At 42.4% G+C, this 24,192-nt stretch carries 20 protein-coding genes; 2 read left to right on the forward strand and 18 right to left on the reverse strand.

Annotated elements, in window-relative coordinates; translation table 11 throughout:
- Window positions 1-88: 88 nt before the first annotated feature.
- The 7 genes from topA to IGJ44_RS10590 all read right to left on the reverse strand — a co-directional run bounded on the left by topA (window position 89) and on the right by IGJ44_RS10590 (window position 11,709).
- A complete protein-coding gene (gene topA / locus IGJ44_RS10560) occupies window positions 89-2,167 on the reverse strand; it encodes a type I DNA topoisomerase (RefSeq protein WP_167827074.1) in 2,079 nt (692 codons plus the stop codon).
- 142 nt (window positions 2,168-2,309) lie between these two features.
- Window positions 2,310-3,188, reverse strand: coding sequence for a DNA-processing protein DprA (dprA, locus tag IGJ44_RS10565; protein WP_121260975.1), 879 nt, complete (start codon window positions 3,186-3,188; stop codon window positions 2,310-2,312).
- A gap of 68 nt (window positions 3,189-3,256) precedes the next feature.
- Complete coding sequence (locus tag IGJ44_RS10570) at window positions 3,257-4,021, reverse strand: ribonuclease HII (protein WP_430605693.1); 765 nt, start codon at window positions 4,019-4,021, stop codon at window positions 3,257-3,259.
- The gene (ylqF, locus tag IGJ44_RS10575; RefSeq protein ID WP_005229614.1) at window positions 4,005-4,871 is read right to left on the reverse strand and encodes a ribosome biogenesis GTPase YlqF; all 867 of its coding nucleotides are present in this window, start codon (window positions 4,869-4,871) and stop codon (window positions 4,005-4,007) included. The genes IGJ44_RS10570 and ylqF overlap by 17 nt, the downstream gene beginning before the upstream one ends.
- Before the next feature lie 420 nt (window positions 4,872-5,291).
- Window positions 5,292-6,188, reverse strand: coding sequence for a class C sortase (locus IGJ44_RS10580; protein ID WP_167827076.1), 897 nt, complete (start codon window positions 6,186-6,188; stop codon window positions 5,292-5,294).
- 22 nt (window positions 6,189-6,210) lie between these two features.
- Window positions 6,211-8,079, reverse strand: coding sequence for a SpaH/EbpB family LPXTG-anchored major pilin (locus tag IGJ44_RS10585; protein ID WP_167827077.1), 1,869 nt, complete (start codon window positions 8,077-8,079; stop codon window positions 6,211-6,213).
- 54 nt (window positions 8,080-8,133) lie between these two features.
- The gene (locus IGJ44_RS10590) at window positions 8,134-11,709 is read right to left on the reverse strand and encodes a SpaA isopeptide-forming pilin-related protein (RefSeq protein ID WP_167827078.1); all 3,576 of its coding nucleotides are present in this window, start codon (window positions 11,707-11,709) and stop codon (window positions 8,134-8,136) included.
- 343 nt (window positions 11,710-12,052) lie between these two features.
- On the opposite strand from IGJ44_RS10590, the gene IGJ44_RS10595 reads away from it, so the two are divergent.
- Window positions 12,053-13,546: a helix-turn-helix domain-containing protein gene (locus tag IGJ44_RS10595; protein WP_081116400.1), complete on the forward strand. Its 1,494-nt coding sequence runs from the start codon at window positions 12,053-12,055 to the stop codon at window positions 13,544-13,546.
- 129 nt (window positions 13,547-13,675) lie between these two features.
- On the opposite strand, the gene lepB is transcribed toward IGJ44_RS10595, so the two are convergent.
- The 7 genes from lepB to IGJ44_RS10630 all read right to left on the reverse strand — a co-directional run bounded on the left by lepB (window position 13,676) and on the right by IGJ44_RS10630 (window position 19,178).
- Window positions 13,676-14,224, reverse strand: a complete 549-nt coding sequence (gene lepB / locus IGJ44_RS10600; protein WP_005229602.1) for a signal peptidase I — start codon at window positions 14,222-14,224, stop codon at window positions 13,676-13,678.
- A gap of 31 nt (window positions 14,225-14,255) precedes the next feature.
- On the reverse strand, window positions 14,256-15,686 hold the full coding sequence (locus IGJ44_RS10605) for a S41 family peptidase (protein WP_430605696.1): 1,431 nt from the start codon (window positions 15,684-15,686) through the stop codon (window positions 14,256-14,258).
- Window positions 15,687-15,754: 68 nt separating this feature from the next.
- Window positions 15,755-15,976, reverse strand: coding sequence for a YozE family protein (locus tag IGJ44_RS10610; RefSeq protein WP_005229600.1), 222 nt, complete (start codon window positions 15,974-15,976; stop codon window positions 15,755-15,757).
- Window positions 15,969-16,490, reverse strand: a complete 522-nt coding sequence (gene msrA / locus IGJ44_RS10615; RefSeq protein WP_005229599.1) for a peptide-methionine (S)-S-oxide reductase MsrA — start codon at window positions 16,488-16,490, stop codon at window positions 15,969-15,971. The genes IGJ44_RS10610 and msrA overlap by 8 nt, the downstream gene beginning before the upstream one ends.
- The gene (locus tag IGJ44_RS10620) at window positions 16,490-17,140 is read right to left on the reverse strand and encodes a YpmS family protein (protein ID WP_430605698.1); all 651 of its coding nucleotides are present in this window, start codon (window positions 17,138-17,140) and stop codon (window positions 16,490-16,492) included. Before IGJ44_RS10620 ends, msrA begins: the two co-directional genes overlap by 1 nt.
- The gene (locus tag IGJ44_RS10625; RefSeq protein WP_010749380.1) at window positions 17,137-18,123 is read right to left on the reverse strand and encodes an SGNH/GDSL hydrolase family protein; all 987 of its coding nucleotides are present in this window, start codon (window positions 18,121-18,123) and stop codon (window positions 17,137-17,139) included. The genes IGJ44_RS10620 and IGJ44_RS10625 overlap by 4 nt, the downstream gene beginning before the upstream one ends.
- A gap of 212 nt (window positions 18,124-18,335) precedes the next feature.
- Entirely contained in the window at window positions 18,336-19,178 is an 843-nt protein-coding gene (locus IGJ44_RS10630; protein WP_026008095.1) for a DegV family protein, read from the reverse strand.
- A gap of 126 nt (window positions 19,179-19,304) precedes the next feature.
- Here IGJ44_RS10630 and trhA point away from each other — a divergent pair, with 126 nt between their 5' ends.
- Window positions 19,305-19,958: a PAQR family membrane homeostasis protein TrhA gene (trhA, locus tag IGJ44_RS10635; RefSeq protein ID WP_167827081.1), complete on the forward strand. Its 654-nt coding sequence runs from the start codon at window positions 19,305-19,307 to the stop codon at window positions 19,956-19,958.
- Window positions 19,959-20,022: 64 nt separating this feature from the next.
- On the opposite strand, the gene IGJ44_RS10640 is transcribed toward trhA, so the two are convergent.
- From IGJ44_RS10640 to IGJ44_RS10655, 4 genes are read right to left on the reverse strand one after another with little or no spacing between them, the layout of a single operon-like run.
- Window positions 20,023-20,511, reverse strand: coding sequence for a dihydrofolate reductase (locus IGJ44_RS10640; protein WP_081116397.1), 489 nt, complete (start codon window positions 20,509-20,511; stop codon window positions 20,023-20,025).
- Window positions 20,512-20,516: 5 nt separating this feature from the next.
- Complete coding sequence (locus tag IGJ44_RS10645; RefSeq protein ID WP_167827082.1) at window positions 20,517-21,263, reverse strand: hypothetical protein; 747 nt, start codon at window positions 21,261-21,263, stop codon at window positions 20,517-20,519.
- Between the two features lie 43 nt (window positions 21,264-21,306).
- Complete coding sequence (locus IGJ44_RS10650) at window positions 21,307-22,254, reverse strand: thymidylate synthase (RefSeq protein WP_010749378.1); 948 nt, start codon at window positions 22,252-22,254, stop codon at window positions 21,307-21,309.
- 16 nt (window positions 22,255-22,270) lie between these two features.
- Complete coding sequence (locus IGJ44_RS10655) at window positions 22,271-24,178, reverse strand: ABC-F family ATP-binding cassette domain-containing protein (RefSeq protein WP_010749377.1); 1,908 nt, start codon at window positions 24,176-24,178, stop codon at window positions 22,271-22,273.
- Window positions 24,179-24,192: the final 14 nt, after the last annotated feature.

The following is a 24,192-nucleotide window of genomic DNA, read 5'->3' on the forward strand; positions in this document are numbered from 1 at the left end:
AGGACCGGCGCTTTCTTTTGTCAGCCAACGATGAGGCTGACCGTTCAAGAGAATACGCCGATTCTTTTTTAACAGGATATCCTGCTAGTTATTTTTGCACATTTTCTTCATAGTCGCCTTTGATACAAACGACTTGTTTCCCGCCTTTGACTTTCTTTTCGACTAAATAATTATCACACTTCGGACAATTACGACCCACTGGTTTGTCCCAAGAAGTAAAGTCACATTCAGGGTAGCGGGTACAACCATAAAACAACCGGTTTTTCTTCGATTTGCGTTCAACGACTTGCCCTTGATGACAGACAGGGCACTCAACGCCGATTTCTTTCACGATTGGTTTTGTGTTGCGGCAATCTGGGAAATTACTGCAAGCATAAAACTTTCCGTAGCGGCCTAATTTGATCACCATCGGATGACCACAAAGATCGCAATCAAAGCCTGCAGGTTCATCTTTGATTTGAATTTTTTCGATACTTTCTTCTGCAGTTGTCAATTCTTTTTCAAATGGGCGATAAAACTGATCGACAACTTTGACCCATTCTTCTTTCCCAGCTTCAATGCTATCCAAGCTATTTTCCATTTCAGCAGTAAAATGCATATCAACAATTTGCGGGAAGAATTCCTCGATCAACGAATTGACGATCTCACCAAGTTCAGTTGGCTCAAAACGTTTTTGCGTCAATTTCACATAATAACGCCGCTGAATGGTTTCTAACGTCGGTGCATAGGTTGAAGGACGACCCACACCGTTTTCCTCAAGGGTTTTGATCAACGTTGCTTCGCTGTAACGAGCAGGTGGTTGGGTGAAATGCTGTTTCGGTTCGATCGATACGGATTGAACGACATCTCCTTCGACTAACTCTGGCAAGATGTTCTCTTTGTCTTCTTTGCCATCATCGCGTCCTTCCACATAGACCTGCATAAATCCTTTGAATTTGATCTTTGAACCATTGGCAATAAAGATGACACCATTTTGATTCAAAGTAACTTTCATCGTATCCAAAATGGCAGGCGTCATTTGACTAGCCACAAAGCGAGACCAGATCAAGCGATACAATTTTAATTGGTCTTTGTCTAAGAATTTCTCCATGGCTTCTGGCGTACGCAAAACACTGGTCGGTCTTACTGCTTCATGGGCATCCTGAGCCCCTTGTGCATTGGCGCGTTTTTTGCCACCGTGAGCGGAGAACTCTGAACCATAGGTGTTTTCGATAAAATCGGCTGCTTCCCCTTTGGCTGTGTCAGCGATTCGCGTCGAGTCGGTACGCATATAGGTAATCAAACCGACAGTCCCTTGTTTGCCAAGGGCGATCCCTTCATAGAGCTGCTGTGCGACCATCATGGTTTTCCGTGTTCGAAAATTCAGTTTGCGGGCTGCTTCTTGTTGCAAACTACTGGTGGTAAATGGTGCAGATGGATTCCGTTTGCGTTCTTTCTTTTCAACCTTTGTCACTTGAAAGTCTTTACCAGAAAGGCGATCGGTGACTTCTTTAATACTTTCAGCATTCGGTAATTTTTTCTTTTTGCCATCTAAGCCCCAAAAATTGGCTTTGAATTTCTTCGTGGCTTTTTTAAAGTTTCCATCAATGCTCCAATATTCTTCAGGAACAAAATCACGGATCTCTTTTTCACGATCAATAATGATCTTAAGCGCCACCGATTGAACACGTCCAGCACTTAACCCTTTTTTGACTTTGCGCCAAAGGATCGGACTCAATGAATACCCGACTAATCGGTCTAAGATCCGCCGTGCTTGTTGAGCATCGACGAGATCCACATCGATCGTTCTTGGCTCTTTGAAGGCTGCTTTGACCGCATCTTTAGTGATTTCATTAAAGACGACACGATTTTTATCTTTTAAATCTAGTCCAAGTAGAAAAGCTAAATGCCAAGCAATAGCTTCTCCTTCTCTATCCGGGTCACTTGCGAGGTAGACTTTTTCAGCTTTTTTCGCAGCAGAACGGAGACTTTTGATCACGTCACCTTTTCCACGGATGGAAATGTAATGAGGCTCATAATCATTTTCGACATCGATCCCCATCTTACTTTTAGGGAGATCACGAATATGACCGACACTTGCGACGACTTTGTAATTTCGTCCAAGGTATTTTTCAATGGTTTTCGCCTTTGCGGGCGATTCCACGATTACTAAATATTTATATGCCATATAAAGAATGGCTCCTTCCTGAATTTTTCCTACTATTATATTCTATCAATCAGTGAACCTATCGTATGCAGATGAAACATACAAATCGTAGCTTATCATAGCTTTCAAGAAAAGGTTTGTCAAGGAAGGTTGATTGGAAAAATCAAAAAAAGGCTAACTCTTGTAAAATATCCGACACGCTAATCGTACATTTTGCACCATCTTGAATCAAGCGGTGACAACCTTTTGACTGATCCGAAATCATTTCACCAGGCACTGCAAAAACTTCTCGTCCGTTTTCCATCGCTAACTGTGCCGTAATCAAAGAACCGCTTCTTTCCTTGGCTTCAATTACGCAGACCCCTTTTGAGATCCCAGCAATAATGCGATTGCGCAGCGGAAAGTGGTATCTTTGCGGTTTGGTATCGTGCGGATATTCGCTTAGCACCAGATGTTCTTGACGGATCTGCTGGAACAAACGGTAGGCAGATGACGGATAACAATGGTCCATCCCAGAAGCAATCACAGCAATGGTTTGTCCACGATTTCTGATGGCTGATTCATGGGCAAAGCTGTCGACACCATTGGCCAATCCGCTAACGATGGTATAATTTTCCGTCACTAGAGGTGGAATCAGCTTTTCGCAAACTTTTCGTGCGTATAAGGACGCCGTTCTTGCACCAACAAAGCCAATCATGGTCGTTTGTAGCAATTGCAGATTCCCTTCATAAAAAAGCATCAATGGCGGGTCCGCGATTTGTCGTAAAAGCATCGGATACTCCGCCGAGAAGAAAGTGAGGTAGTTTTGTGCGCCCATCTTTTGCGCGATGTGTTCGTCTGTCAATCGCTCCCATGATCGCCGAAAAACCGCACGGTGCTGTGGAAGGACCCCGATGGCAATCATCTCTTCCAACGAACAATTCATCTCTTTTGTTTCCAACCAATGCCAAATGATCTTCCAACAACCTTGCAGACCAATTCCCTGACAGTAGTACAGTTTTATCAACTGTTTTTCAAAATCTGTTGCTTGTTGATACTTCATAAACAAAGCCCTCTTTTCTTAGTAATCTTACTTATAAGATTCGCTAAAAAAAGAGGGATGGATGAAATTTATAGATATTGTTTTACTGGCGCAAATGTTTTTCGATGAATAGGACAGATTCCGTGGGCAGCTAGCCCTTCTAAATGGACTTTGGTCCCATACCCAGCATTTTGATCAAACCCATAAAAAGGATAGACTTCATGAAAATCTTTCATTAAGTTGTCTCGATATACCTTGGCGATGATACTTGCTGCGGCAATGGAAATGGAACGGGCATCTCCTTTGATCAAGCTTTGTTGAGGGATTTCCGTATCGATCGTCATCGCATCGATCAGTAAATACTCGGGCTTGACTGCTAAGTCGATCAAGGCTTCTTTCATTGCTAGACGACTGGCTTGATAGATATTGATCCGATCGATCTCTTCTGGACTGACCACACCGATACCGACAGCAACGGCTTTGTTTTGAATTTCGATAAACAGCTCTTCTCTTTTCTTGGCAGAAAGCTGTTTGGAATCATTTAGACCTAAGATCTGACATTCCTTAGGCAAGATGACCGCAGCTGACACAACGGGTCCTGCTAATGGTCCGCGCCCCACTTCATCTAAACCAGCAATAAAACGGGCGCCTTGCTGAAATGCTTCGTTTTCAAAACGCATCATTTCTTCGTATTTTTCCTGCAATAGCTGGTGTTTCACTCGCTGTTTCTCATATTGTTGCAGCAGCTTTTGGACCCCCGCTCGTTCATCTGCTTGCAGCGCCTGCAAATACGCTTGGTCATTGAAAGCTGGATCAAATACTCGCTCTTTGATTGTCTTAATCGGTTGTTTCATCTTGGCTTTCCATTTCCTCCACTCGATCTAGTGTATATCGGCCCAATTTCCCTTGCCGAATGTCGAAGACAACGAGTTCGCTTCCTCGATCGTAATTGTCTTTATAGCCACGTTTTTCCGTGATTTTCATCAACAGATCGGGCGCTAACAACGCCTCTTCTTCCGCTTTTAGTTGGTAACGATTCGCGATTCTTTCAGGATAATAGCGGGCAAAAAAATCAAGACCATACAATGCAATATCATCCAAATGGATCAGCTGGTCTTTGATCGCTCCGGTCAATGCCAACTTCTTGCCGATCTCAGGATCTTCAAATTTTGGCCATAAGATCCCAGGCGTATCTAGAAGCTCTAGATCAGTCCCAAAACGCAGCCATTGCTGCCCTTTCGTCACGCCGGGTTTATTGCCCGTCTGAGCGATTTTCTTCCCTACTAAGCGGTTCATCAAGGTCGATTTTCCGACATTCGGGATGCCGATCACCATTGCTCGAATCGCACGAGGCTTCAAGCCTCTCGCTTTGTCGCGAGCAATTTTTTCCTTCAAGACTTGTTTTGCTGTAGGAACAATGGCTTTAACCCCTTGATTGTCTTGGGCGTTGATTGCCAGTGCTAGATAGCCTTGTGCTTGGAAATAATGCTCCCATTTTTTGGTTTGAACGGGATCTGCGAGATCCGCTTTATTGATCAAGATCAATCGTGGTTTTTGTTGTAATAATTGATCTAACATCGGATTGCGGGATGAAATCGGCAAGCGTGCGTCCACGAGTTCAAAAACGATATCCACGAACTTTAATTTTTCACTTACTTCACGTCTGGCTTTCGCCATATGGCCTGGAAACCATTGAATGGTCATTTGAACGTTTTCCTCCTTGGTACTTCTTCGAATTGATAAAAAAGACAGTCGTTTTTATATTCGTGTAGTCTATAGGTGACAAGAACGAAGGCTACTTGCTTTTTTTGAGTCTGAAAAACCCATCAGTGCAGCAAACTAGCTGAACTGTTTGCGGATCAAGGTTCTTTTTCCAACCTGATGCATAGGAAAAGCTTCGAGCGCGTTTGTTTCAACGCTCCTTGACTTTTAATTTTGGGGAAGTGGTTGAATGAAGCATCCTTACCGCTTTATTTTGGTTTTTCCTAACACACTCACAATAGTCTGACTGCTTTTTTGCTATCTTTTATCTTAGTTATTGTACCATATTTCACACGACATGTTTCATTCTGACTTAGGTTAAAAAGTCATTTTCTTCTACTTAGTGAGAAAAACAAACGATCCTTACTTTTCATCAATGGAAGTATTCGAATGAAGACGTTTTTTCCGCTGAATCCTATTACTAATCAACAAGAGGAGGATAAGAACAGTGATCACGCCTAGCATCAATCCTACTTTTTGCTGCTGTGCTTTTTTGGCGGCGGCTGTTTCTTTTTCTTCAACATAAGGAATTCTTTTGCCCCGTACCAATAAACGATGGCTATTGACCATATAGGGGGTACAGGTCAACAGCGTGACGTAATCGCTGCCTCTCACAATTTTTAATGCCTGAGTATCATCAGGGTCGACCGTTTTTATCTGATCTACTTGATACGCCAATGTATCATCAAACGTTTCGATATAAAACTCATCACCGATCTGCAACTTAGGCAGATCAGTAAAGAGCGTTGCACTCGTTAACCCACGGTGCCCACAAAGAACCGCATGGGTATCTTCACCACCTATTGGATACGAAGCGCCCTCCAATAATGTTGCGCCTCTTTTTAACAACGTATCGGTGGTTTGATCAAAAATCGGGAGAGCGACACCAATCACGGGGATCTTTAAAACACCGATCGTATGTCGTTCATAGTAATCAGGTGTATCAACTGATTCTGAGTCTCTTGTTTCTGATAAATCTTGCGTTTCTTTGATTCCAGGATTGCTGGGTTGCTGTGCCAGCTCTTGATTTGCTCGTTCCAACTGGTTCCTTTTTTGTTGTTTTTCTATTTCACTCATTTTTTTGGCTTGGCTCTGGTAGAAACTGATCAACTGTTGATCCAAAAACGTGTTGAGCTGATTACTTACAAAAGGATAACTGATGATCAAAACCCCTAGCAGCAGCAGAACACCCATCAAAAAATCCAATAAAGTTACTTTTCTAGTTGGTGCTTTTACGCCATTTCTTCGTCTGATACTCATCGTGCTTTTTCATCTCATTTACTTACCCTTTCCGTTTTACAAAATAACCCCCTGCTAAACCAACGATCATCACTCCGATTGCGCCCATTAGATACGTGCCGACACCACCAGTTGCTGGTAAGGTTCCTTTGCGGCGGTTAGGAACTTTTTCGGGCTCTCCCAATTGCTCTTTCGTTCCATAAGACGTTTCATGGACTTCAAAAGCGATGCGATTTGTTAGCAGCACGTAATTTTTCGGTGCTTTTACTTCTTCCAAATAGTACGTGCCAAATTTCAACCCGATGATATCAACCAATCCATCTGTTCCTGTTGTAAATTTCGTCGCTTGATCCGCTGTTTGCACCCAAGATACCTGTTTGGCTCCCTCTTCGATTTTCAAGTAGTTGGCATCATCACGGTCTTGATCTCGTACAACAAAAACTGCATCTGCCAGCGCTTCGGTAGCGGTCACAGCCCCATCGACTTTTAAGAAGCGTTTGCCCCCTGTCAAAACTTCCACGCTTGGCGGCGTTTGATCCGTCATGAAATCTGTTTCTACATTTGCTTCATTCTTAAAGCCATTGATAGGCATAGCCTGTTCATTTAAATACATATAATACACAAAGCGCAATTGATTTCCCGGCGTTAGTTGCGGCACAAATTCTGGATTGATGGTTACCGTAAAGCCATGCTCTTTTTCCGCTACTTGATAGTTCGTTGAATCGATTTTCTTTTCTCCATCATACAACGCATAGCCAGTTTCTCCCTCTGCTGTGTTTTCAAAAGTCAATGCTGGATCGTGCGCATCGATCAATTGGAAATGTTTGTATTTGTTTTCTGCTCCTACTTTGTCTTGGATACCTAATGGGATATTGACCGTTAGGTGATATTGAATTCTTTCGCCGATTCCCACGTCTTTGCCGTCTAATTGTGGTGTTGTTTTGGTAACATTTGTCGTGTCATTCTTGACTGTTAACTCAACCGTGACGTCATTGCCTGCTGCGATCGAAAAATCCTTGATGGTTTCTTGCTCGATCAAGGCGGCTTGACTTGGGGCTTTCGTTTCTTCTAATTGATAGGTGCCTGCTTCTAACTGCTCAACTTTTAACTGTCCTTTTTGGTTTTCTTCAACATCGATGGTCGTTTCTCCAGCAGCATATTGTTTACCTGTTAAAAAGCGGTACGCTGCTTGTTTGTCAGTCGTCCACGTATAAAGTCCATCGGCTGCACTTAAAATATATTTCTTGATCTGTGCGTTTTCTTCTTGCTTTGAGATGACAAATTCCGCATCATTCAGTGGTTCGTTTTCCCCCGTTCCTCGTTTATTCACAAGGAGCGTTCCTTCATTTGTGACAGTATTTTTAGGATAAAGATGAATCGTGTCTAATTCTTCTTCCCCGTAAGCATACGACCCGTCTGCTTGTTGGATCATTTCGTAAACAGGAAAGGCGATCACCATGTTCTCAGCAGTGGCAACACCTTCTTTAGGGTCTTCTACAATGGTGTAAACTGCATCCCGATCGGCTTGTTTTTTCGGCAATTCAAAAACCAAATCACCGGCTGCATCTGTTTTCCCGCTAGCTACAGGGGAACCAGGCGTCAAGGTTTGGACTTGACGCTTCGCTTCTTCAACGGATGCCCCTGCAGATCGTTTTTCATAAAATGCTGTGGTCACATCATAGACAGAAAAAGTGACATCGGCTAAGCCTTGGTATTGATCAAACTCTGCCATCTCAGTCCCACTATTTTGGATCAATGAACCTGGCAAATTGACCATTTTCTTTTTATGCAGATGGACCTGTGCCAAATTGCTCTCTGCGGATACTTGCTGATTTTTCGTTCCAAAAAAGACAAATGGCAGAAGTAAAAATAGGAGACAAACCATTTTCGTATGATTAAAAATCTTTTTCATTGTTCTTTCCTCTCTTCTATGTTTGATATTTTCGTTTTTTCACGAATGGTCAAATTACTTTGATGAAGGCTTATCTTTGCGCGTAACGTACAGATAGCTACCTGTTATAAGGACTAGTAGACCTGCTGTAAGAATCGCCAGCCACCCATGCCAATTCCCTCCTGTTTCAGGAAGAGACACTTTTACTTGATTGGTGACGATCAATTCTATTTGATTGTTCTTTTCTCCAGAAACAAGAAGATTCGGCTGCAATTTTTCGTCAATCAAGACACTGCCATCCTCTTCGATCCTAATTTTCACAGGTGCTGTTAAACCAGCATAGCCTGTAGGCGTAACAATTTCTTCTAAGGTATAGCTGCCTGGTGTTAGATCATGGAAATGAAATACCGCTAGCGATTCTTGGAATTCTGGTAATTCTATCGTCTGACCGTTTCCGCTTAATCGGAATTTGGCTCCCTCAAGCGCTTGTCCCAGTTCATCCTGTTTATTGACCACCAAATCAAAAGGTTTTAACTGATTGCCATGGGTAAGAGTCCAACAGTTGGCATCTGCAGCGACGTTTTCCCCTTGATACTGGATCTTTCCGTCTGAACCAACGACAAACTCATAATCACCAGCAATCGTATCGTATCCAAGCGGACCAGCTGTTTCTGAGATGCGATAAGCGCCCGGCTCAAGGATCGTAAATTCAGCCGTCCCCACATCATTCGATGTTTCTGAGGCAATTTCTTGATAATCCCCCGCTGCTGTTTTTTGTTGCAGAGAAAAGACAGCCCCAGCTAACAGTACTTGCTGCTCTTTTTGTACCGTATATTTTCGAATAGCAACTGGAATTTCTGTAAACGGATTGGTGATCTCCAGCGTAATCGTATGATCGTCCACTGTGACGGGTTGCCCATCGATCGTCGTATTCCCTTGCGCATCGATATGAATTAGCCACTCTGTCTGCTTAGACAAATGATGTCCCGCCGGTGCAGTGACTTCCTCCAAACGATAGGTCTGATCTTTTTGCAACACAGTATCTGCTGGCAGCCCATACGTTCCATCCCCATGATCCACAAGGGTCACTGTCTCTCCTGCCCCCGTTAATTCAAAAACGGCACCTGTCAGCTTCACCTCTCCTACAGCGGATTTTTTGATCAGGTTTAATGCCAAGGGCACAAACGCCTTTGTGTTTTTCCATGTATAAGCGTCCACTTTTGTCGCTTCATAACCTGCCACTGCTCGTTCATTTGTGACTTGATAATCAAAAGTTTCTCCTTGATTGTTATACAGCGGTAGTAAACGGGTTTCTTCGTACTCCGGCCCATCCTTTTCAGAAAGCGCGTAAACCTTGCTTCGTTCCCAAGTTGTCTGGTCTTGGGCATCGGTCTCAGTAAGTTTGAGATACCCTGTTTGCCAGCTTTTCTCATTGCTGACAGGACTCCTGCTTATTTCAAAATAGATCGTTTCAGGACGACTGGAGGTATCGCCATCGTATTCTTCCCAGTGCTTTTTGATCGTCACCTCCTTCCCAGGTGCTTTGGCGGATGGCACACCAAACAATGCCTTTTGATTGGACTGATGATTCGGATAAAACACCGTTTCGCCATTCATTTGATACCAAGTATCTGGTTTAAAATCCGCTGCTTCTGTTTGAATCCGCACTTGATAATGAATTTGCAGTTCTTGCCCTTCGCCTAAATAAAGACCTGAAGCATGGATTGTATTGTCAGACATCGAAATGTCAGGATGCACCGTTAGAGCAGCAGACCCGACACTTTTGACGGACAAGCTATTTTCTTCGTAGACAAATGGCTGCGAAATGGGGTCAGTAATCTCGCCATCGGTGACTGTTGCCGCAATGTGAAGGGCTTTTTTCTCGAGATAGTCGGCAATATCCGCTGCTTCATTGGCTGACTCATAATAAAGATGGCCGTCTTCATCAGCAGAAACCATCTGTCTCATTTTTTTCTCGACATCGGCCTTTGTATACCCAGCCGTTTGATCTCCTTGCAGTTGAATCCCCAACCCATGAATCTCGATACCACGTTCTTTTAACGCCATCGCTTCACCAATCGTGGCGATAAAGGTATTGTTGATCCATTTATAATTGTTCTGTTGATCAAACGCAAAATAGCCATTGTAGAGAAACGATGTATTCATCGGCTGGTCTTGAGTAAGAGAAAAGGCGGTTCCATAATAACTGCCGTCTGCCTGTGTATGCACTTTAGACACATGATAACTGTAAGTAGGAACGCCATCCGTTAGCAAAACGATGACTTTCTTATGTCCATTTTGCGTCGATAGCATATCCCCTGCTTGACGTAGCCCCCTTTGTGTAAAGGTTCCCCCAGCTGCTGTTTCTGGCGTCATCGATCGGATCGTCTCTTTGACTTCAGAAAATTTTCCTAATTGGCAGGTTTTGTTTTGATAATTGCTGCCATCACTGGAATAACCGACATAGCCCATGTAGACACTATCCTGAATGCCGCTTCCTTCAATTTGATTCAAAAAGCGATCCACGCCTTTTTTCACTTCTGTGATCCGTCCCATCTCATTCATACTGCCTGACCAATCCACTACCAACACGACATCGATGGGATCAATTTGACGTTGAACATTCCCTCGTACATTTAGGTAGACATCAAATAGTCCCGGGGTATTCGTCTCTTTGGCAAATTTTCGTAGCGCGAAATCTGCTTCGTCTCCTACACCACCATATTCAATATATGAATGGGTCAAATTTGCTGGATCGCCATTCCATGTAGTTATGCCGTCCCACGTTTCGCCTGCATCCTTGTTCCCCTGATGATTTAAGACGTTACTGTTTTCATCAGTTTTCCAGTTCGCCACAGGATACGTCCCGCTTTGGTCTGTCGTATAATCTGGTTCAATCGAAGCAAAAGCCTGTGAAACGGTCGTTTTTTGATAAAGACGTTCTTGTTTAAATGGTTCAATGAGCGTTTCCTCTTCAGAAGCACTTGTCGCCGTTCCTGTCTCGTTTGTCTCTTCCTTCGTTTCTTCGTTCGAAACTTCTTTTGAACTTTCAGTCGACGCTTGCTCCGAGGTCGACTCACTCACGGCTTCTGAAGAGGATCCAGTGCCAGAATTGACTTCTGACGTTTCTGAAGAAGCAGAATTTGTGGCAAGTGGGATTTCAAAAACTGATTCATTCAAAGACAGTAGGTTGTACGATTCTTCACGTTCCTTGTCATATTCTTCGATCTGAATCATCAATTTTAGCTTTTTCGTTTCTTCAGGCAGCTGAAAGATTAGTTCTTGTTCCGTTGGTGTTTGCAAGAAAGATTGGGTTGTAAGCCAAGACTGTGCGGAATCATCCTTGACTTGAGTCATCTCTTCATTGCTTGTTTTTAATAACGACTGTTCCTTCGTTTCATCGATCGCGTATAGTTGTACCCAGAGACGCTGCTGTTTGTTTTTTTGCGGTAGTTGATAGCATAAAGAAAATTGATGGTCCTCTTGGTGACCAGTCAGTTTGATCTGCTTCGTTTCAGCAATAGTGATCGTATGTTCTTCTTGTGCACTTGCAGTCCCGTTTGTTTGCAAACTCGAATAAATGAAAAATAGTATCCCCCCTAACATACAGAAAATGAAAGAGAACCAGTGGTGTCTCTTTGTCAAAAACATAAAAAGACCTCCTTTCAAAGAATCAAAAATTACAAGCTGATCATACAAGAAAGAAGCAAAAGACACCTCTTTTTTTTATTTTCTGAAAAATAGAACTAATTGGCACACCTGTAGTTATTCATAAGAAAAAAAAGTTGGTTATTTTAAAGTTAATTCATTATCGATATGTTATTTAATAATGTAAAAAAACTATCGTTTTTCAACTGCGATTTCTATTTTTGTTCTTTATGAGACAATTCTATGAAAAATTTGTCTCAATTTTTCTAAAAAAAAGCAAAAGTTTTGAGACGTGTCTTTACACCGTTATATAAATAAGTTATTAATAAAATAAGAAGGTGATCATTTGATTGAAAAAATACTCTTAGATACCCGAGCGTTAGACAAAATCGGACTCTACGGAAAACTATTATCAATTGCTCCGGGTGAATACAACCTAGAGTTCGTGAAAAATCTGACCCACTTAAGTGCAACACGATTGAAAAGTTTACTTTCCTCGATCCAAATCGACTTGCAAAACCTCTCCCCAGTGAATCTTTCATTACATAAAAACACCCTGAATCTTCCTAAAAATTTGATTGAATACAACCAATATCAGCAATTTTTAGCGCAAGAAAGTATTTCTTACAAATTATTGTTAAGCATCTTGACCAATCAAGATGAAAGTTTACTGGCATTTTGCCAAAGAAACTATATCAGTCGTTCGACTTGCTTTCGGCAAACAAAGAAGCTGCAAGACCATTTGAAAGAATTCAACGTGACGTTAAATCAGTCCGCTATGGCACTTACAGGTTCGGAGATGGTGATTCGCATCTTATTGTTTAATTTTATCTGGCACATTTCTTTAGGAGATAGTTTGGCGAAGGCATTTGATCAAGAGATCGAAGAACTTTTTGTGACTTACGAAGGAACGAAGTACAAAAGCAAGTATGAGATTGGCAAAAAAGAAGCCTTGCTTCATTGCAAAATCTGTCTATTTCGTATCAAGAATGGCCACGCGACAAATCTTTATCAGTTAACGAACCAGTCCTTTATTCCCAGTGGTGAAAATCTTGATTTCTTTTCAGCGTTTTTTGAAATCATTGATTCAGCGATAGATATTCTTGAGATCAATGCTTTGTTTTTCCTTTTTTATTACTGGCCGATGCTAACTTCAGCGGCAGACGTGCGCCTTCCGATCATTCAAGACTGTTACAAGCATGAAAAATCGGAGTTAAAGGAACTGATGGCTGAATTTGAAGCACACTGCCAAAAATTTCTCTGTGATTTTGATTTCGACCATCAATCGTTTCTTTATATGAATACATATCTTACATTGCTGAAGTTCTGCATATTCAAGCAAAAAGTTCCTCTTTTAAATTTTTTTGAAGCTACTATAATCAAAGATAAGTACCCATTACATACGATTTTGACAAATACGATTCAGAGCTTTTGGCGTAAAATAGCAAACCGCAAAGGCTACGAGTGGTTAAAAGCCTGTTATACGGATCTTGCTTTTTATCAAGCGTGTTTGCTTTACCCCATTTACATCGAAAAGGAACAGAAATATAAGCTTAAAGTTGCTTTTGTCTATGTATCCAATTACTTGGTCTCAATGGAAGTGTTTAATATATGTGAACGATTGCCCTATGTTGAAATTGAACGGATCACGCTGCCAACAGAGGAACCTTTTGACTTTTATATTCTGAGTTCCCCACAGCTTTTACCTCCTTTTACAACTGAGGAAAACACGGCGATCATTGATTTTTGCCGTTACCGTGATTTTGAAACGAATTTGTGTCAGAAACTTTTGGCTGCTTTTAATGAAAAAATAAAAAGAATAACTGCCAATAGCGCCTAAGTCCACCCTTTTCTCGATACAAACCACATCCTTTTGAAAAAGGATCATTGCTATACAAAATCCCCCCTTGGAATCAACAGATGATTCCAAGGGGGGATGTTTAGTTAGGAACATTCTATTTTTCTCAGTCTAAATCAGCCGAATATGAGTCAATGGATAATAAACAAAGCGGGCATTGCCTAAAATCGCATCGCCTGATATAGGACCAAAGGAGCGGCTATCTTTAGAGGCACGTCGATTATCACCAATGACAAAATAACTGTCTTTGCCTAATTTCTCAACGCCCAATAAAGATTCCAAATCAAAATCATTGGTATAAGAGGCAGACTCATGATCGTTGCTGCGGTTTTTCACTAGAAAATCTTCATCTACCGGTTCATCATCAATGTAAAGCTGATCATTGACATATTTCACCGACTCACCCGGCAAGCCAATCACCCGCTTGATATAGGTCGAACCATCTGGCAGCTGGAAAACAACGACATCAAAACGCTGGATCGGTGAAATCTTTTCGATGACTACCATATCTCCTTGTTGCAACGTTCCTTCCATGGAGTTCCCTTCAACAGGAACCGGAATCAGTAAAAATGCCCGAATCAAGAAGGCTGTTGCAAAGGCGATCAAGGCATATTTTACGACTAGCCAAAAACGATCGATCCACTGTTTCTTGGCATTCACAAATCTACCTCCTCTCCGATTTATTCCTTACTTATTTTTCTGAAAGCAAGGACAGTGCTTTTAAGTACGCTGGGTCCTCTGCTTTGAGTTTTTCTGCTACTTCTTTTTCAATTGCTTGGGCAGTGTCGGCATCGACTTCACCAGTTGCCTTTAGGTCATGAGCTTCTTGGAAGGCTTTCACAGCTGCAGTCGTCTCGTCATTGAAGGTATCGCCGCTCGTGGCATACCCTAACGGTTCAAGAAATTGATTCAGATTGTTGACAGCCGTTGACGATTGTCCAGCTTTTAAGGCATTATCACGAGGTAATGGCGGGAAATACGCATATTCTGGATAATCCTCTTCATAGTCTGGCATCACACCTTGATCGTTGACCCAATTTTCATTCGGTGTCAGCCATTTCATGACCGTCATTTTTAATTCACTATTATCCCCCAAATCCTTCACATTTTGAACGGTCCCCTTACCAAAGGTTTCCGTACCAACGACTGGGATATCCGCTGATTCTTGCAAGGCTGCGGCAAAAATCTCAGCTGCGGAGGCACTGCCACCGTCGACTAAAACAACGACTGGCTCTGTGACTTTGAATCCTTCATCCAATGCTTCGCTCGCTTTGGTCTCACTGACAACCCCTTGATTGTTGGCAAACTTCACGATCGTTTGGCCGTTTTCTAAAAACATACTTGCCATGATCTGGACTTGATCCAGCAATCCACCAGGATTTTGTCTTAGATCAAGAACAAACGACTTCGCACCGTCTTCCCGCAACTCGGTGATCGTTTCTTTCAACTCAGCTGCTGTGTTTTCGGCAAAGGAGGTAATATCAATTCGACCGATCGTATCATCATTTTCAACCAGTTCACCATGGACTGTTTCGATTGGGATCACGTCCCGAGTGATTTCCACATCAAAGGTATCTGCTCCACGCTGAATCGTTAACGTCACCTGCGTGCCTTTTTCCCCTCGAATCTTACTCACGACTTCAGACAATTCCTGTCCTTGCGTATCTTCCCCATCAACTTTGACGATTCGATCATTCATACGCAGACCACTTTTTTCTGCAGGGGTGTTTTTGATTGGCGCTTGTGCGACCTCGGGATAGTCTTCCACGATCGACAAAGTAGCACCGATCCCTTCAAAACTTCCTGAGAGGGACTGATCCAAGTTATCCGCATCTGATTGGTTCAGATACGTCGTGTAAGGATCGTCAAGCGCATCGGTCATCCCTTGAAGAGCACCCTCAATCAATGCATCCTCATCGACTTCTTGGTAATAATTCGCAAGAATCTGGTCATACAACGACTGGATTTTCTCCATCCCGCTGGCTTCTGTCGTCGTTTCTGTCGCAGGTTGTGTCGTCTGCTGATTTTGCTGGGCTGTTTGCCATAAGTAGACACCGCCTCCCGACAAAATCGCGACACAGACAAGAGAAACGATATATCGGCTTGTCGTTACATTTTTCATTCACAACACCTCTCTGAGAAAAAACAACTTCGTTCTGAGCATTTGTGCAGGCAAAACGAAGGACGTTTTTATTTGTTATTTTCGAGATACTCTGCCCAGATACGATCAAAAATATCCATGGATGGCAAATAATCAACGTTTAGTTCCAGATAAGAAGAGACTTCATCATAATCATCACTGTGCTTTGGAAACTGAATATCATGACTCGCATGAGTGGCAAAGATCTGAGCCTCATCTGTATGACTCGGACCTTTGACTGCCATTAAATAGCTATAAAAACTTTTACGCATGTTCTTGCTCCCAATGATCTTCTAAAAAGGCTGCTCGACGGGCATGATTGCGAGCAAAATTTTCAGGATTCTTTTTGTAGTACTCTTGATGTTCTTCTTCCGCTAAATAAAAGGGTTGCGCTGGTTCGATCGTAGTCACGATCGGATCGGTAAAGCGACCGGAAGCCTGAAGTGCTGCTTTGCTAGCTTCGGCTTTTTTTCGCTGCTCTTCGTTAAAATAGAAGATAACCGGACGATAATTGTCGCCGCGATCTTCAAATTGGCCAAAAGCATCCGTTGGATCTGTTTGCTGCCAATAAATCGTCAAGAGCTCTTCAAAACTGATTTTTTCTGGGTCAAAAATAATTTCTACTGCTTCAGTATGCCCTGTTTGATGGCTTTTGACTTCTTCATATGTTGGATTTTCGGTATGTCCTGCGGTATAGCCAGAAAAAATCGAATGCACCCCTTCGAGTTCATCAAAGGGCTGGATCATACACCAGAAACACCCACCTGCAAAAATTGCTCGTTCCATTATTCATCCTCCGTTTCAGCTGGTAAATATAAGCTCATTTGAATTTCATCATTTACAAGATTGATTTTGTTTGCCTTGATGAACAATCCGTTTTGCATGCGGAATTGATCCAATCGTATCAATATAGTTTGTTCATCGGCATTGACATCGATCCATTCGGGAAATTTAAAACTACGTTTGATCATTTTCATTACTTCACTGGTGGGCAAATCCAAGGTGCCAATCGATAAACTTTTGGCTTTTAATTGGACATTGCCTTCTTCTGTCACATAAGGATCAAAATAGAGATAAAACGTGATAGGAAACCCTAATACTTGAAACTCGCCTGTTAAGAGTGCTTCGTTTCTCAGCTCAAAATTATATTTTACCTCTTGATCCTTTTGAAAATCAGATAGATAAAAATCAATCAATTGATTGACTTGGCTTTTGTTGCTGTTAACGGTCAGAACAGGACTGCCCTCCCGTTGAACAAGTTCAGCACTTTCATTTAAGCCAGTTTCTCGCTGCTGAAAAATTCTTGAAGCAAAGAAAACCGTTGTCCCCAAAAGGATGCCGACCAGAACTAGAAAAGCAATTTTCCAGTAGTTGATCGATTTTTTAGTGCTTACAGCTGTTTTTTCCGGCTGCTTCGTTGATTCACTTGGTTTCATTTTGCTTCCTCCTCTAGCAACCAATAGTTTTGTGTTTTGATCACTTCATCGCGAACGGCATTCGCCATCAGTTGATACCCAAGATTATTGGGATGGAAGCGGTCGCCTTCATACAAAACATTGTTGGTGATATTATTCCCGACAGCTTGCGATGAGTCGGTAGTCGCCGACGTGCTGCTTTGTGTCTCATCAGCATTTGGCGCCGATGACTCAGGTAAACTTCCAGTGTCGGTTGTTTGTGTTGTTTCCTCAGTTGCGTCTTCTTCTGTATCCGCAATACCGACCTCATCACTTAACCCTTTATAGAGCAAATCGTTGATAGGAATAAAAAAGGCATTTTCTTGCTGATTGACGAACGTTTCCGTCTGTTTATTCCAGTTATCAATGATCGTCTGCATGTCGGTGATCTCTGGAAAGTTCAGATAAAATGGATTGTAAATACCCAAAACATAGATTGGGGCATCGCTATTTAGTTCACGGATTTGAGCGAATAAATCTTTTAAGCGTTCATTATATTCTGCCATCGGTTCCGTAAACGTCTCGATACTCAGACCGAAGAAATTGCTTTGGATCACTTTTAAGACGTCATTTCCGCCGACAGTCAAAGTAATCAGGTCCGCTTGACTAAGGTCTTGGCGCAAGTCTTCATCATTTTTGACTCGTTTTAAAATCTGGTCGCTTCGTTCACCAGCGACCCCATAATTTTTGGTTACTAAATTGCTCAGATCATAGCGGTCCTCTAGATCTCCTGCCAAAATAGGCACAAAGCCGCCCCGAGCTGTTTCATCCCCAACACCCTCTGTCAATGAATCCCCAAGTGCGAGGTATTCAATGGCGGATTTTTTCGAATCATTGGCTGCTAGCTTATCCACAGGGGTCAGCAGTGGTTGCGCTTTGGGAACAGCTAAATGAAACAGTACACCCGTTCCAACGGCTATCAGGCCCACAACGATCAAATAAGTTACTAATTTCTTCCATTTCACAGGTATTCAAACTCCTTTGTAATCTTTGCTATTTTAACAAAATTCTCATAAAATTCCTAGTCGCAATCCTTCAAACTTAAGAAAGAAAACAGCTCCCTACTCTCTGAATAGACAAAGAATCGCAGCTTCATTCTGCTTTTTCTTCCTTTCAGCTTTTCATACACCAAAAAGCGATTCGTCGTCAAACGAATCGCTGAAAGGAAGCACCTTTTTTATTCCGTACTGTAAGTGATCGCAAACGCACCTCTACCTGTATGAGTGGCGATGATCGGTGTTGTGTGAAGCAATGGGATCTCCAAGTCAGGAAACAATTCTGCTAGTTCTTTTTGGAAACGTTCCGTGATTTCTAACCCTTCTGCATGAGAAATACCAATTTTCGTCACTTTTGGCATATTCTTCAATTCTGCTTTTAATTCCTCAAACCATTTATTGAACGTCTTGACGCCGCGTCCTTTGACGACTGGAATCAGTTCTGAATGATCAAAATCCATGATCACTTTCATGTTCAGTAAGCTCGATAAAAGACCTTTGGCGCGACTGATGCGACCACCTTTTACTAAGTTTTCTAACGTTGAAACGCCGATAAATAATTTCGTATGCTCACGCACCAGATCCACTTCTGGTAAAACTTCTTCTAGTGTCTTACCGGCTTTAGCCAATTCTGCTGCCCGAATCACTTGAAAAGCCAACGCTTGGTCTGTCGTGTCGCTATCGATCACGGTGACTTTGGCTTTTGATAAATGACTGGCTTGACGAGCCGCTTCCACAGTTCCACTAAGACCTTTGGTCATATGGATCGATAGTATTTCACTGCCATCTTTGCCTAATTCGTCATACAGTTCTACAAAATGACCGATCGGCGGCTGACTAGTTTTAGGTAATTCTTTGGCTTGCGCCATCATTTGCATAAATTTTTCTCCCGGCAGCGTTTCATCATCTGGATAAACGACACCATCGATCATTACAGATAAAGGCACGACATGGATAGCCAAAGCATCACGGACACTTGGTTCCATCGTACTGGAAGAATCTGTCACAATTTTAAGATTTGCCATCATATATTCACTCTCTCTTTAAATCAAGTCTTTTTTCGTGGTAAAATAACCACAGACCATTTATACTAAGTATAACAGAGAGAAAATTTTTTTTCATCTAATTTCGATTCGAAAGGACGGTGCCGAATGCAGCACATGAAGTTTAGTCGCAGATATTTGATCGTCAATGAAGTATTAAATGCAGTAACCCACGGGATCGGATTAGGACTGAGTATCGCAGGACTGGTCATTCTCTTAATCAAGGGGGCAAATCTAGGGTCACCTATCCACATCGTTTCCTATGCCATTTATGGATCGATGATGGTTTTGCTCTTCCTCTTTTCTACCTTATTTCACAGTTTGATTTTTACCAAAGCAAAAAAGGTCTTCCAAGTCTTTGATCATGCCTCCATTTTCTTGCTGATTGCTGGAAGTTATACACCTTTTTGCTTGCTTAGTATCCAAGGCTGGCTTGGCTGGTCACTCTTTGTCTTGATTTGGCTACTAGCAATTAGCGGCATCGTTTATAAGTCACTGACTCTTCATAAAAAAGAGACCGTCTCAAAAATCTCCACCCTGATCTACATCATCATGGGCTGGTTATGTGTTATTGCCTTTAAACCTCTGATCGAACATTTAGGCTACTGGGGAACATTTTTACTAGCAAGCGGTGGTGTTTCTTATACTGTAGGTGCGCTATTCTATAGTTTAAAATCCGTTCGGTTCATGCATGTGGTTTGGCACTTATTCGTTATGTTAGGTGCTGGATTGATGTACTTTTCCGTCTTGTTGTATACCTAAAAATGAAGCACTGCTTACAAAAAAAAGAACAGGAAACTTTCGCTGCAGAAAGCTTCCTGTTCTTTTATTTTCTACGATAAAATTCAAATTGATGGGGATAATGGTTCTTTTCATCGACGATCCCATCGATCACATGATCAAGTTTCCATTGCGTCCAATCAATCTCTGGGAAATACACATCTCCGTTAAATTCCGCAGCGATCACTGTACGGTACAATTGATCGCAATCGTCAATCATCGCTTCAAAAACACCTGCTCCACCAGTTAAAAAAACGGGATGCTCTTGCTGCTTCACATACGCCAAAATTTCCTCACGGTCATGCATCACTAAGGCGCCATTGGCTTGATAATCCCGATCACTCGTCAAAACGATCGTCGTACGCTGTGGCAGTAATTTTTTTCCCATGCCTTCAAAGGTTTTGCGCCCCATTATAATCGTATTATTGATGGTTTGCTCTTTAAAAAATTTCAAATCATTCGGCAAATGCCACGGCAGTGTACCATCCGCTCCGATCAACCCCTTTTGATCTTGTGCCCAAAGTGCGATCAACATAAAAATTACATCCCTTCTGTATAAAATGATTCCGAAATAATAGCAGCAACCTGCAGCCGCTGCATCAGCTGAAAAGCTGATTCATGCTCAAATGGATCTTTGTTGCGCTCCTCAAAGCGCAAGCCATCACAGGCTTGGTAAACAATTGTGCCGCCGCTTCTTTGGACATTTCGCGGCCATTCCCCATCGTTTAAATGCGCGTTGTTGTTTTTCAGCAAGGTCGGTATCAGGGAAATTGGAAAGAGAGCACTGCCAGCTGCGACATCAACTTCTTCTATTTGAAAGAAGTCAGCAGCGATCTCGTTGATCAGGCGCTCCGTTCTTTGCCACGTTTGCGGATGACTCGCAAATGCCCTTGCAGTTCGTCCAAGGATACAATACGTATTCGCAGGTAAAGGCTTTTTGCTTATTGCCACTAGTTCTTCTGGATAGGTCTTCATCCACGTCACCACGCGATCAAAATCACAAATATGCAGCGAATCCAGAGCTGGCAGGTGGTGCTGGGCAGCAAAAACAAGCCTTCTGCGGGCATCCGCTGCTCCTTTTGCTGGTATAAAAATGGCAGTACACTGCTGATTTGATCGAATGGCTTCCTTTAGCTCTGGCACTGTTTCTTCGGATACGGATAGCCAAACTGCAGCATAGTGCTGATGCAAGAAATCGATGACTTGCTCAATGAGCGCTACAGTAATCGATCCAGCATGTCTCTGATGAAAGGTCGCCGCAAAGCCTCGCTTGTGGGTATTTACCATTACGCCTCATTCCTTTCTTTATGAAATGAAACCAAACAACCACTTAAACTGCGATCGGTGCTTTGATCGTTGGATGCGGATCATACCCTGCCAAGGTAATATCTTCCATTTCAAAATCAAAAATCGACTGTTTTTCAGGATTTAACTGTAAGGTTGGCGCAGGACGTACCGAACGAGTCAACTGTTCCTTCATCTGTTCCATATGATTGCTGTACAGATGAGCATCGCCTAATGTATGGACAAAATCCCCGACTTCTAGTCCAGTTTCATGAGCAATCAGGTGCGTTAATAGCGCATAACTAGCAATATTGAAGGGAACGCCTAAAAAGACATCGGCACTGCGTTGATACAGCTGACAGCTTAAGCGACCCTCATGAACATAAAATTGAAACATTGTGTGACAAGGTGGCAACGCCATCGTCGGTACATCTTCAGGATTCCATGCGGAGACGATCAGACGGCGAGAATCCGGCGTCGTTTTGATCATGTCGATCACTTCTTTGATTTGATCGATAAACCCGCCCGTACTTTTTTCCCAATGCCGCCATTGATACCCATATACATGGCCCAAATCGCCGAAAGTTTCAGCGAAAGCATCATCGGCTAAGATTTTTTCACAAAATAGTTTCAACTCATGTTGATACTGTTCATTGAAAGCTTCATCCACTAATGAACGGCGACCAAAGTCTGTCATATCAGGACCTGTATAAGCATCACTTTTAATATAGCGTTCAAACGCCCATTCATCCCAAATGTGGTTATTATGTTCCAGCAGGTAGCGGATATTGGTATCTCCCTTTAGAAACCACAATAATTCGCTCTTGATCAAGCCAAAAGGAACTCTTTTTGTTGTCAGCAATGGAAAGCCTTGGGACAGATCAAAACGCATTTGATGACCAAAGACACTGCGTGTTCCCGTTCCTGTACGATCACTTTTATCATTGCCTTCTGCTAATATTTTTCTTCCTAGATCTAAATATGCTTGTTCCATCGTTCTCTCCTTTACTCTACACAAATTCGCTCAAATATTCCCAACGATCCATTTTTTCTGCCAGTTGCGTTTCAACCTCGCTGATTTCTTGCTGTAATTTTTGCAGCTTAGTAAAGTCCGCGCCTTGATGATTCATTTCTTCGGTCAAAGCGGCTGCTTTTTCTTCTAATGCCGCGATATCATCTTCAATCGTCGCCCACTCTTTTTGTTCCATATAACTCAGTTTCTTTTTGACAGGCGCTGCAGCAGACGCCTCACTTTCAGCAGAAAGTGAATCGGTTTTTGTTTCTTTTGGCTCTAGTACACTCGAACTAGCTTTATTGGTATTGGCTGCTAGATATTCATTGATGGAACCAAAGTAGGACGTAATCCTGCCATTTCCTTCGAAGATCAGCAATTTTTGGGCAACTTTATCTAAAAAGTAGCGGTCATGGGAAACAGTGATGACTGCACCTGGAAATGTTTCCAAATAACTTTCCAAAATCGTCAAGGTATCAATATCCAAATCGTTGGTCGGTTCATCTAACAAGAGAACATTTGGCTGTCCAATCAATAGCTTGAGTAAAAATAGTCGTCGTTTTTCCCCGCCAGACAGCTTGCCGATCTTGGTGCCATGCATGGATCGCGGAAATAAAAACTGTTCCAGCATTTCTGCGACACTGACTTGGGAGCCATCCACTTTTTGCACTTCCTCGGCTGCTTCTTGCAAATACGCAATCATTCGCTGATCAGGGTTCATCGCTTCAATCGTTTGCGTATAATAAGCCATTTTCACAGTCACGCCCATCGTACGCTCTCCTTCTTCTAAAGGCAGGCGTCCAGCTAAAATATTGAGCAACGTTGATTTACCCGCTCCGTTTTCTCCTGTGATCCCTAAGCGTTCTCTTGATTGAATCAACAAATCAAAGTGAGACAAAATCGTTTTGTTTTCAATCTGATAACTCGCATCTTTTAGCTCTAAGACTTGTTTGCCTAAGCGTGTCGTAGCAACATCAATGGCCACTTCGCCGTTTCGTTTTACTTGATGTAGGTTTTCTTTTAAATCATCGAAACGATCGATCCGTGCCTGTTGTTTCGTTGTACGGGCCTTCGCTCCAGTGCGAATCCAAGCCAACTCATGTTTGTACAACTGCTTGCGCTTGTCTTCTTGCGTCTCCTCCACACGTTCTCTTTCTGCTCGAGCATGAAGATACGTCTCGTAATTGCCCTGATATTCATGTAGCTTACCAAAGGACAATTCAAAGATCCGATTAACGACTCGATCCAAAAAGTAGCGATCGTGGGTCACCATCAATAATGCACCCCGATAATTTTTTAGATAGCCTTCCAACCATTGGATCGCATCATAATCTAAGTGGTTAGTCGGTTCATCCAATAACAACAAGTCTGGTTCATCGATCAATACTTGAGCCATAGCCACTCGTTTCTTTTGACCTCCAGATAATTCACTGACCTTTTTTTCTAACTCATTGATCCCAAGTTTTTGTAAAATGATCTTGGCAGTTGTATCTGTATTCCAAGCATCGGCTTTATTCATCGCTTCTTCTGCCAACTGATAATTCCGTTGCGTTTGTTGATCCAAGCCATTATTCTCTAAGGCAATCAGCGCTTTTTCATAGTCACGAACAACGCGAATCAGCGGACTGGTGCCTTGAAAAACAGCATCTACAACAGATAATTCTTCTTGTAACTGATTGTCTTGAGTCAAGAAACCGATGCGATAATCTTGGGCGGCAAATACCGTTTGGCGATCGCCATCACCGCGATCCAAACCGGCCAAGATCCGTAACAAACTCGATTTACCCGTGCCATTGACACCGATCAAACCGATTCGATCTTTTTCATGTATCAGAAAAGAAAGCTGATCAAACAGTGTTTTTTCACCATATGTTTTGGTTAATTCACTTACTTTTAATTCTTTCACAGAATCCCTCCTGA

Source organism: Enterococcus sp. DIV1368d, assembly GCF_050542975.1.
Taxonomy (GTDB): domain Bacteria; phylum Bacillota; class Bacilli; order Lactobacillales; family Enterococcaceae; genus Enterococcus_D; species Enterococcus_D casseliflavus.

What these genes read in the sequence shown, in the direction of transcription:
- IGJ44_RS10640 (WP_081116397.1), bottom strand. Translation starts at nt 20,511, where the DNA reads ATGTTGATCGCACTTTGGGCACAAGATCAAAAGGGGTTGATCGGAGCG.
- IGJ44_RS10620 (WP_430605698.1), bottom strand. Translation starts at nt 17,140, where the DNA reads ATGAAACCAAGTGAATCAACGAAGCAGCCGGAAAAAACAGCTGTAAGC.
- trhA (WP_167827081.1), top strand. Translation starts at nt 19,305, where the DNA reads ATGCAGCACATGAAGTTTAGTCGCAGATATTTGATCGTCAATGAAGTA.
- IGJ44_RS10645 (WP_167827082.1), bottom strand. Translation starts at nt 21,263, where the DNA reads ATGGTAAATACCCACAAGCGAGGCTTTGCGGCGACCTTTCATCAGAGA.
- IGJ44_RS10580 (WP_167827076.1), bottom strand. Translation starts at nt 6,188, where the DNA reads ATGAGTATCAGACGAAGAAATGGCGTAAAAGCACCAACTAGAAAAGTA.
- IGJ44_RS10610 (WP_005229600.1), bottom strand. Translation starts at nt 15,976, where the DNA reads ATGCGTAAAAGTTTTTATAGCTATTTAATGGCAGTCAAAGGTCCGAGT.
- msrA (WP_005229599.1), bottom strand. Translation starts at nt 16,490, where the DNA reads ATGGAACGAGCAATTTTTGCAGGTGGGTGTTTCTGGTGTATGATCCAG.
- IGJ44_RS10585 (WP_167827077.1), bottom strand. Translation starts at nt 8,079, where the DNA reads ATGAAAAAGATTTTTAATCATACGAAAATGGTTTGTCTCCTATTTTTA.
- topA (WP_167827074.1), bottom strand. Translation starts at nt 2,167, where the DNA reads ATGGCATATAAATATTTAGTAATCGTGGAATCGCCCGCAAAGGCGAAA.
- ylqF (WP_005229614.1), bottom strand. Translation starts at nt 4,871, where the DNA reads ATGACCATTCAATGGTTTCCAGGCCATATGGCGAAAGCCAGACGTGAA.
- IGJ44_RS10630 (WP_026008095.1), bottom strand. Translation starts at nt 19,178, where the DNA reads ATGGCAAATCTTAAAATTGTGACAGATTCTTCCAGTACGATGGAACCA.
- IGJ44_RS10590 (WP_167827078.1), bottom strand. Translation starts at nt 11,709, where the DNA reads ATGTTTTTGACAAAGAGACACCACTGGTTCTCTTTCATTTTCTGTATG.
- IGJ44_RS10570 (WP_430605693.1), bottom strand. Translation starts at nt 4,021, where the DNA reads ATGAAACAACCGATTAAGACAATCAAAGAGCGAGTATTTGATCCAGCT.
- IGJ44_RS10650 (WP_010749378.1), bottom strand. Translation starts at nt 22,254, where the DNA reads ATGGAACAAGCATATTTAGATCTAGGAAGAAAAATATTAGCAGAAGGC.
- IGJ44_RS10605 (WP_430605696.1), bottom strand. Translation starts at nt 15,686, where the DNA reads ATGAAAAATGTAACGACAAGCCGATATATCGTTTCTCTTGTCTGTGTC.
- dprA (WP_121260975.1), bottom strand. Translation starts at nt 3,188, where the DNA reads ATGAAGTATCAACAAGCAACAGATTTTGAAAAACAGTTGATAAAACTG.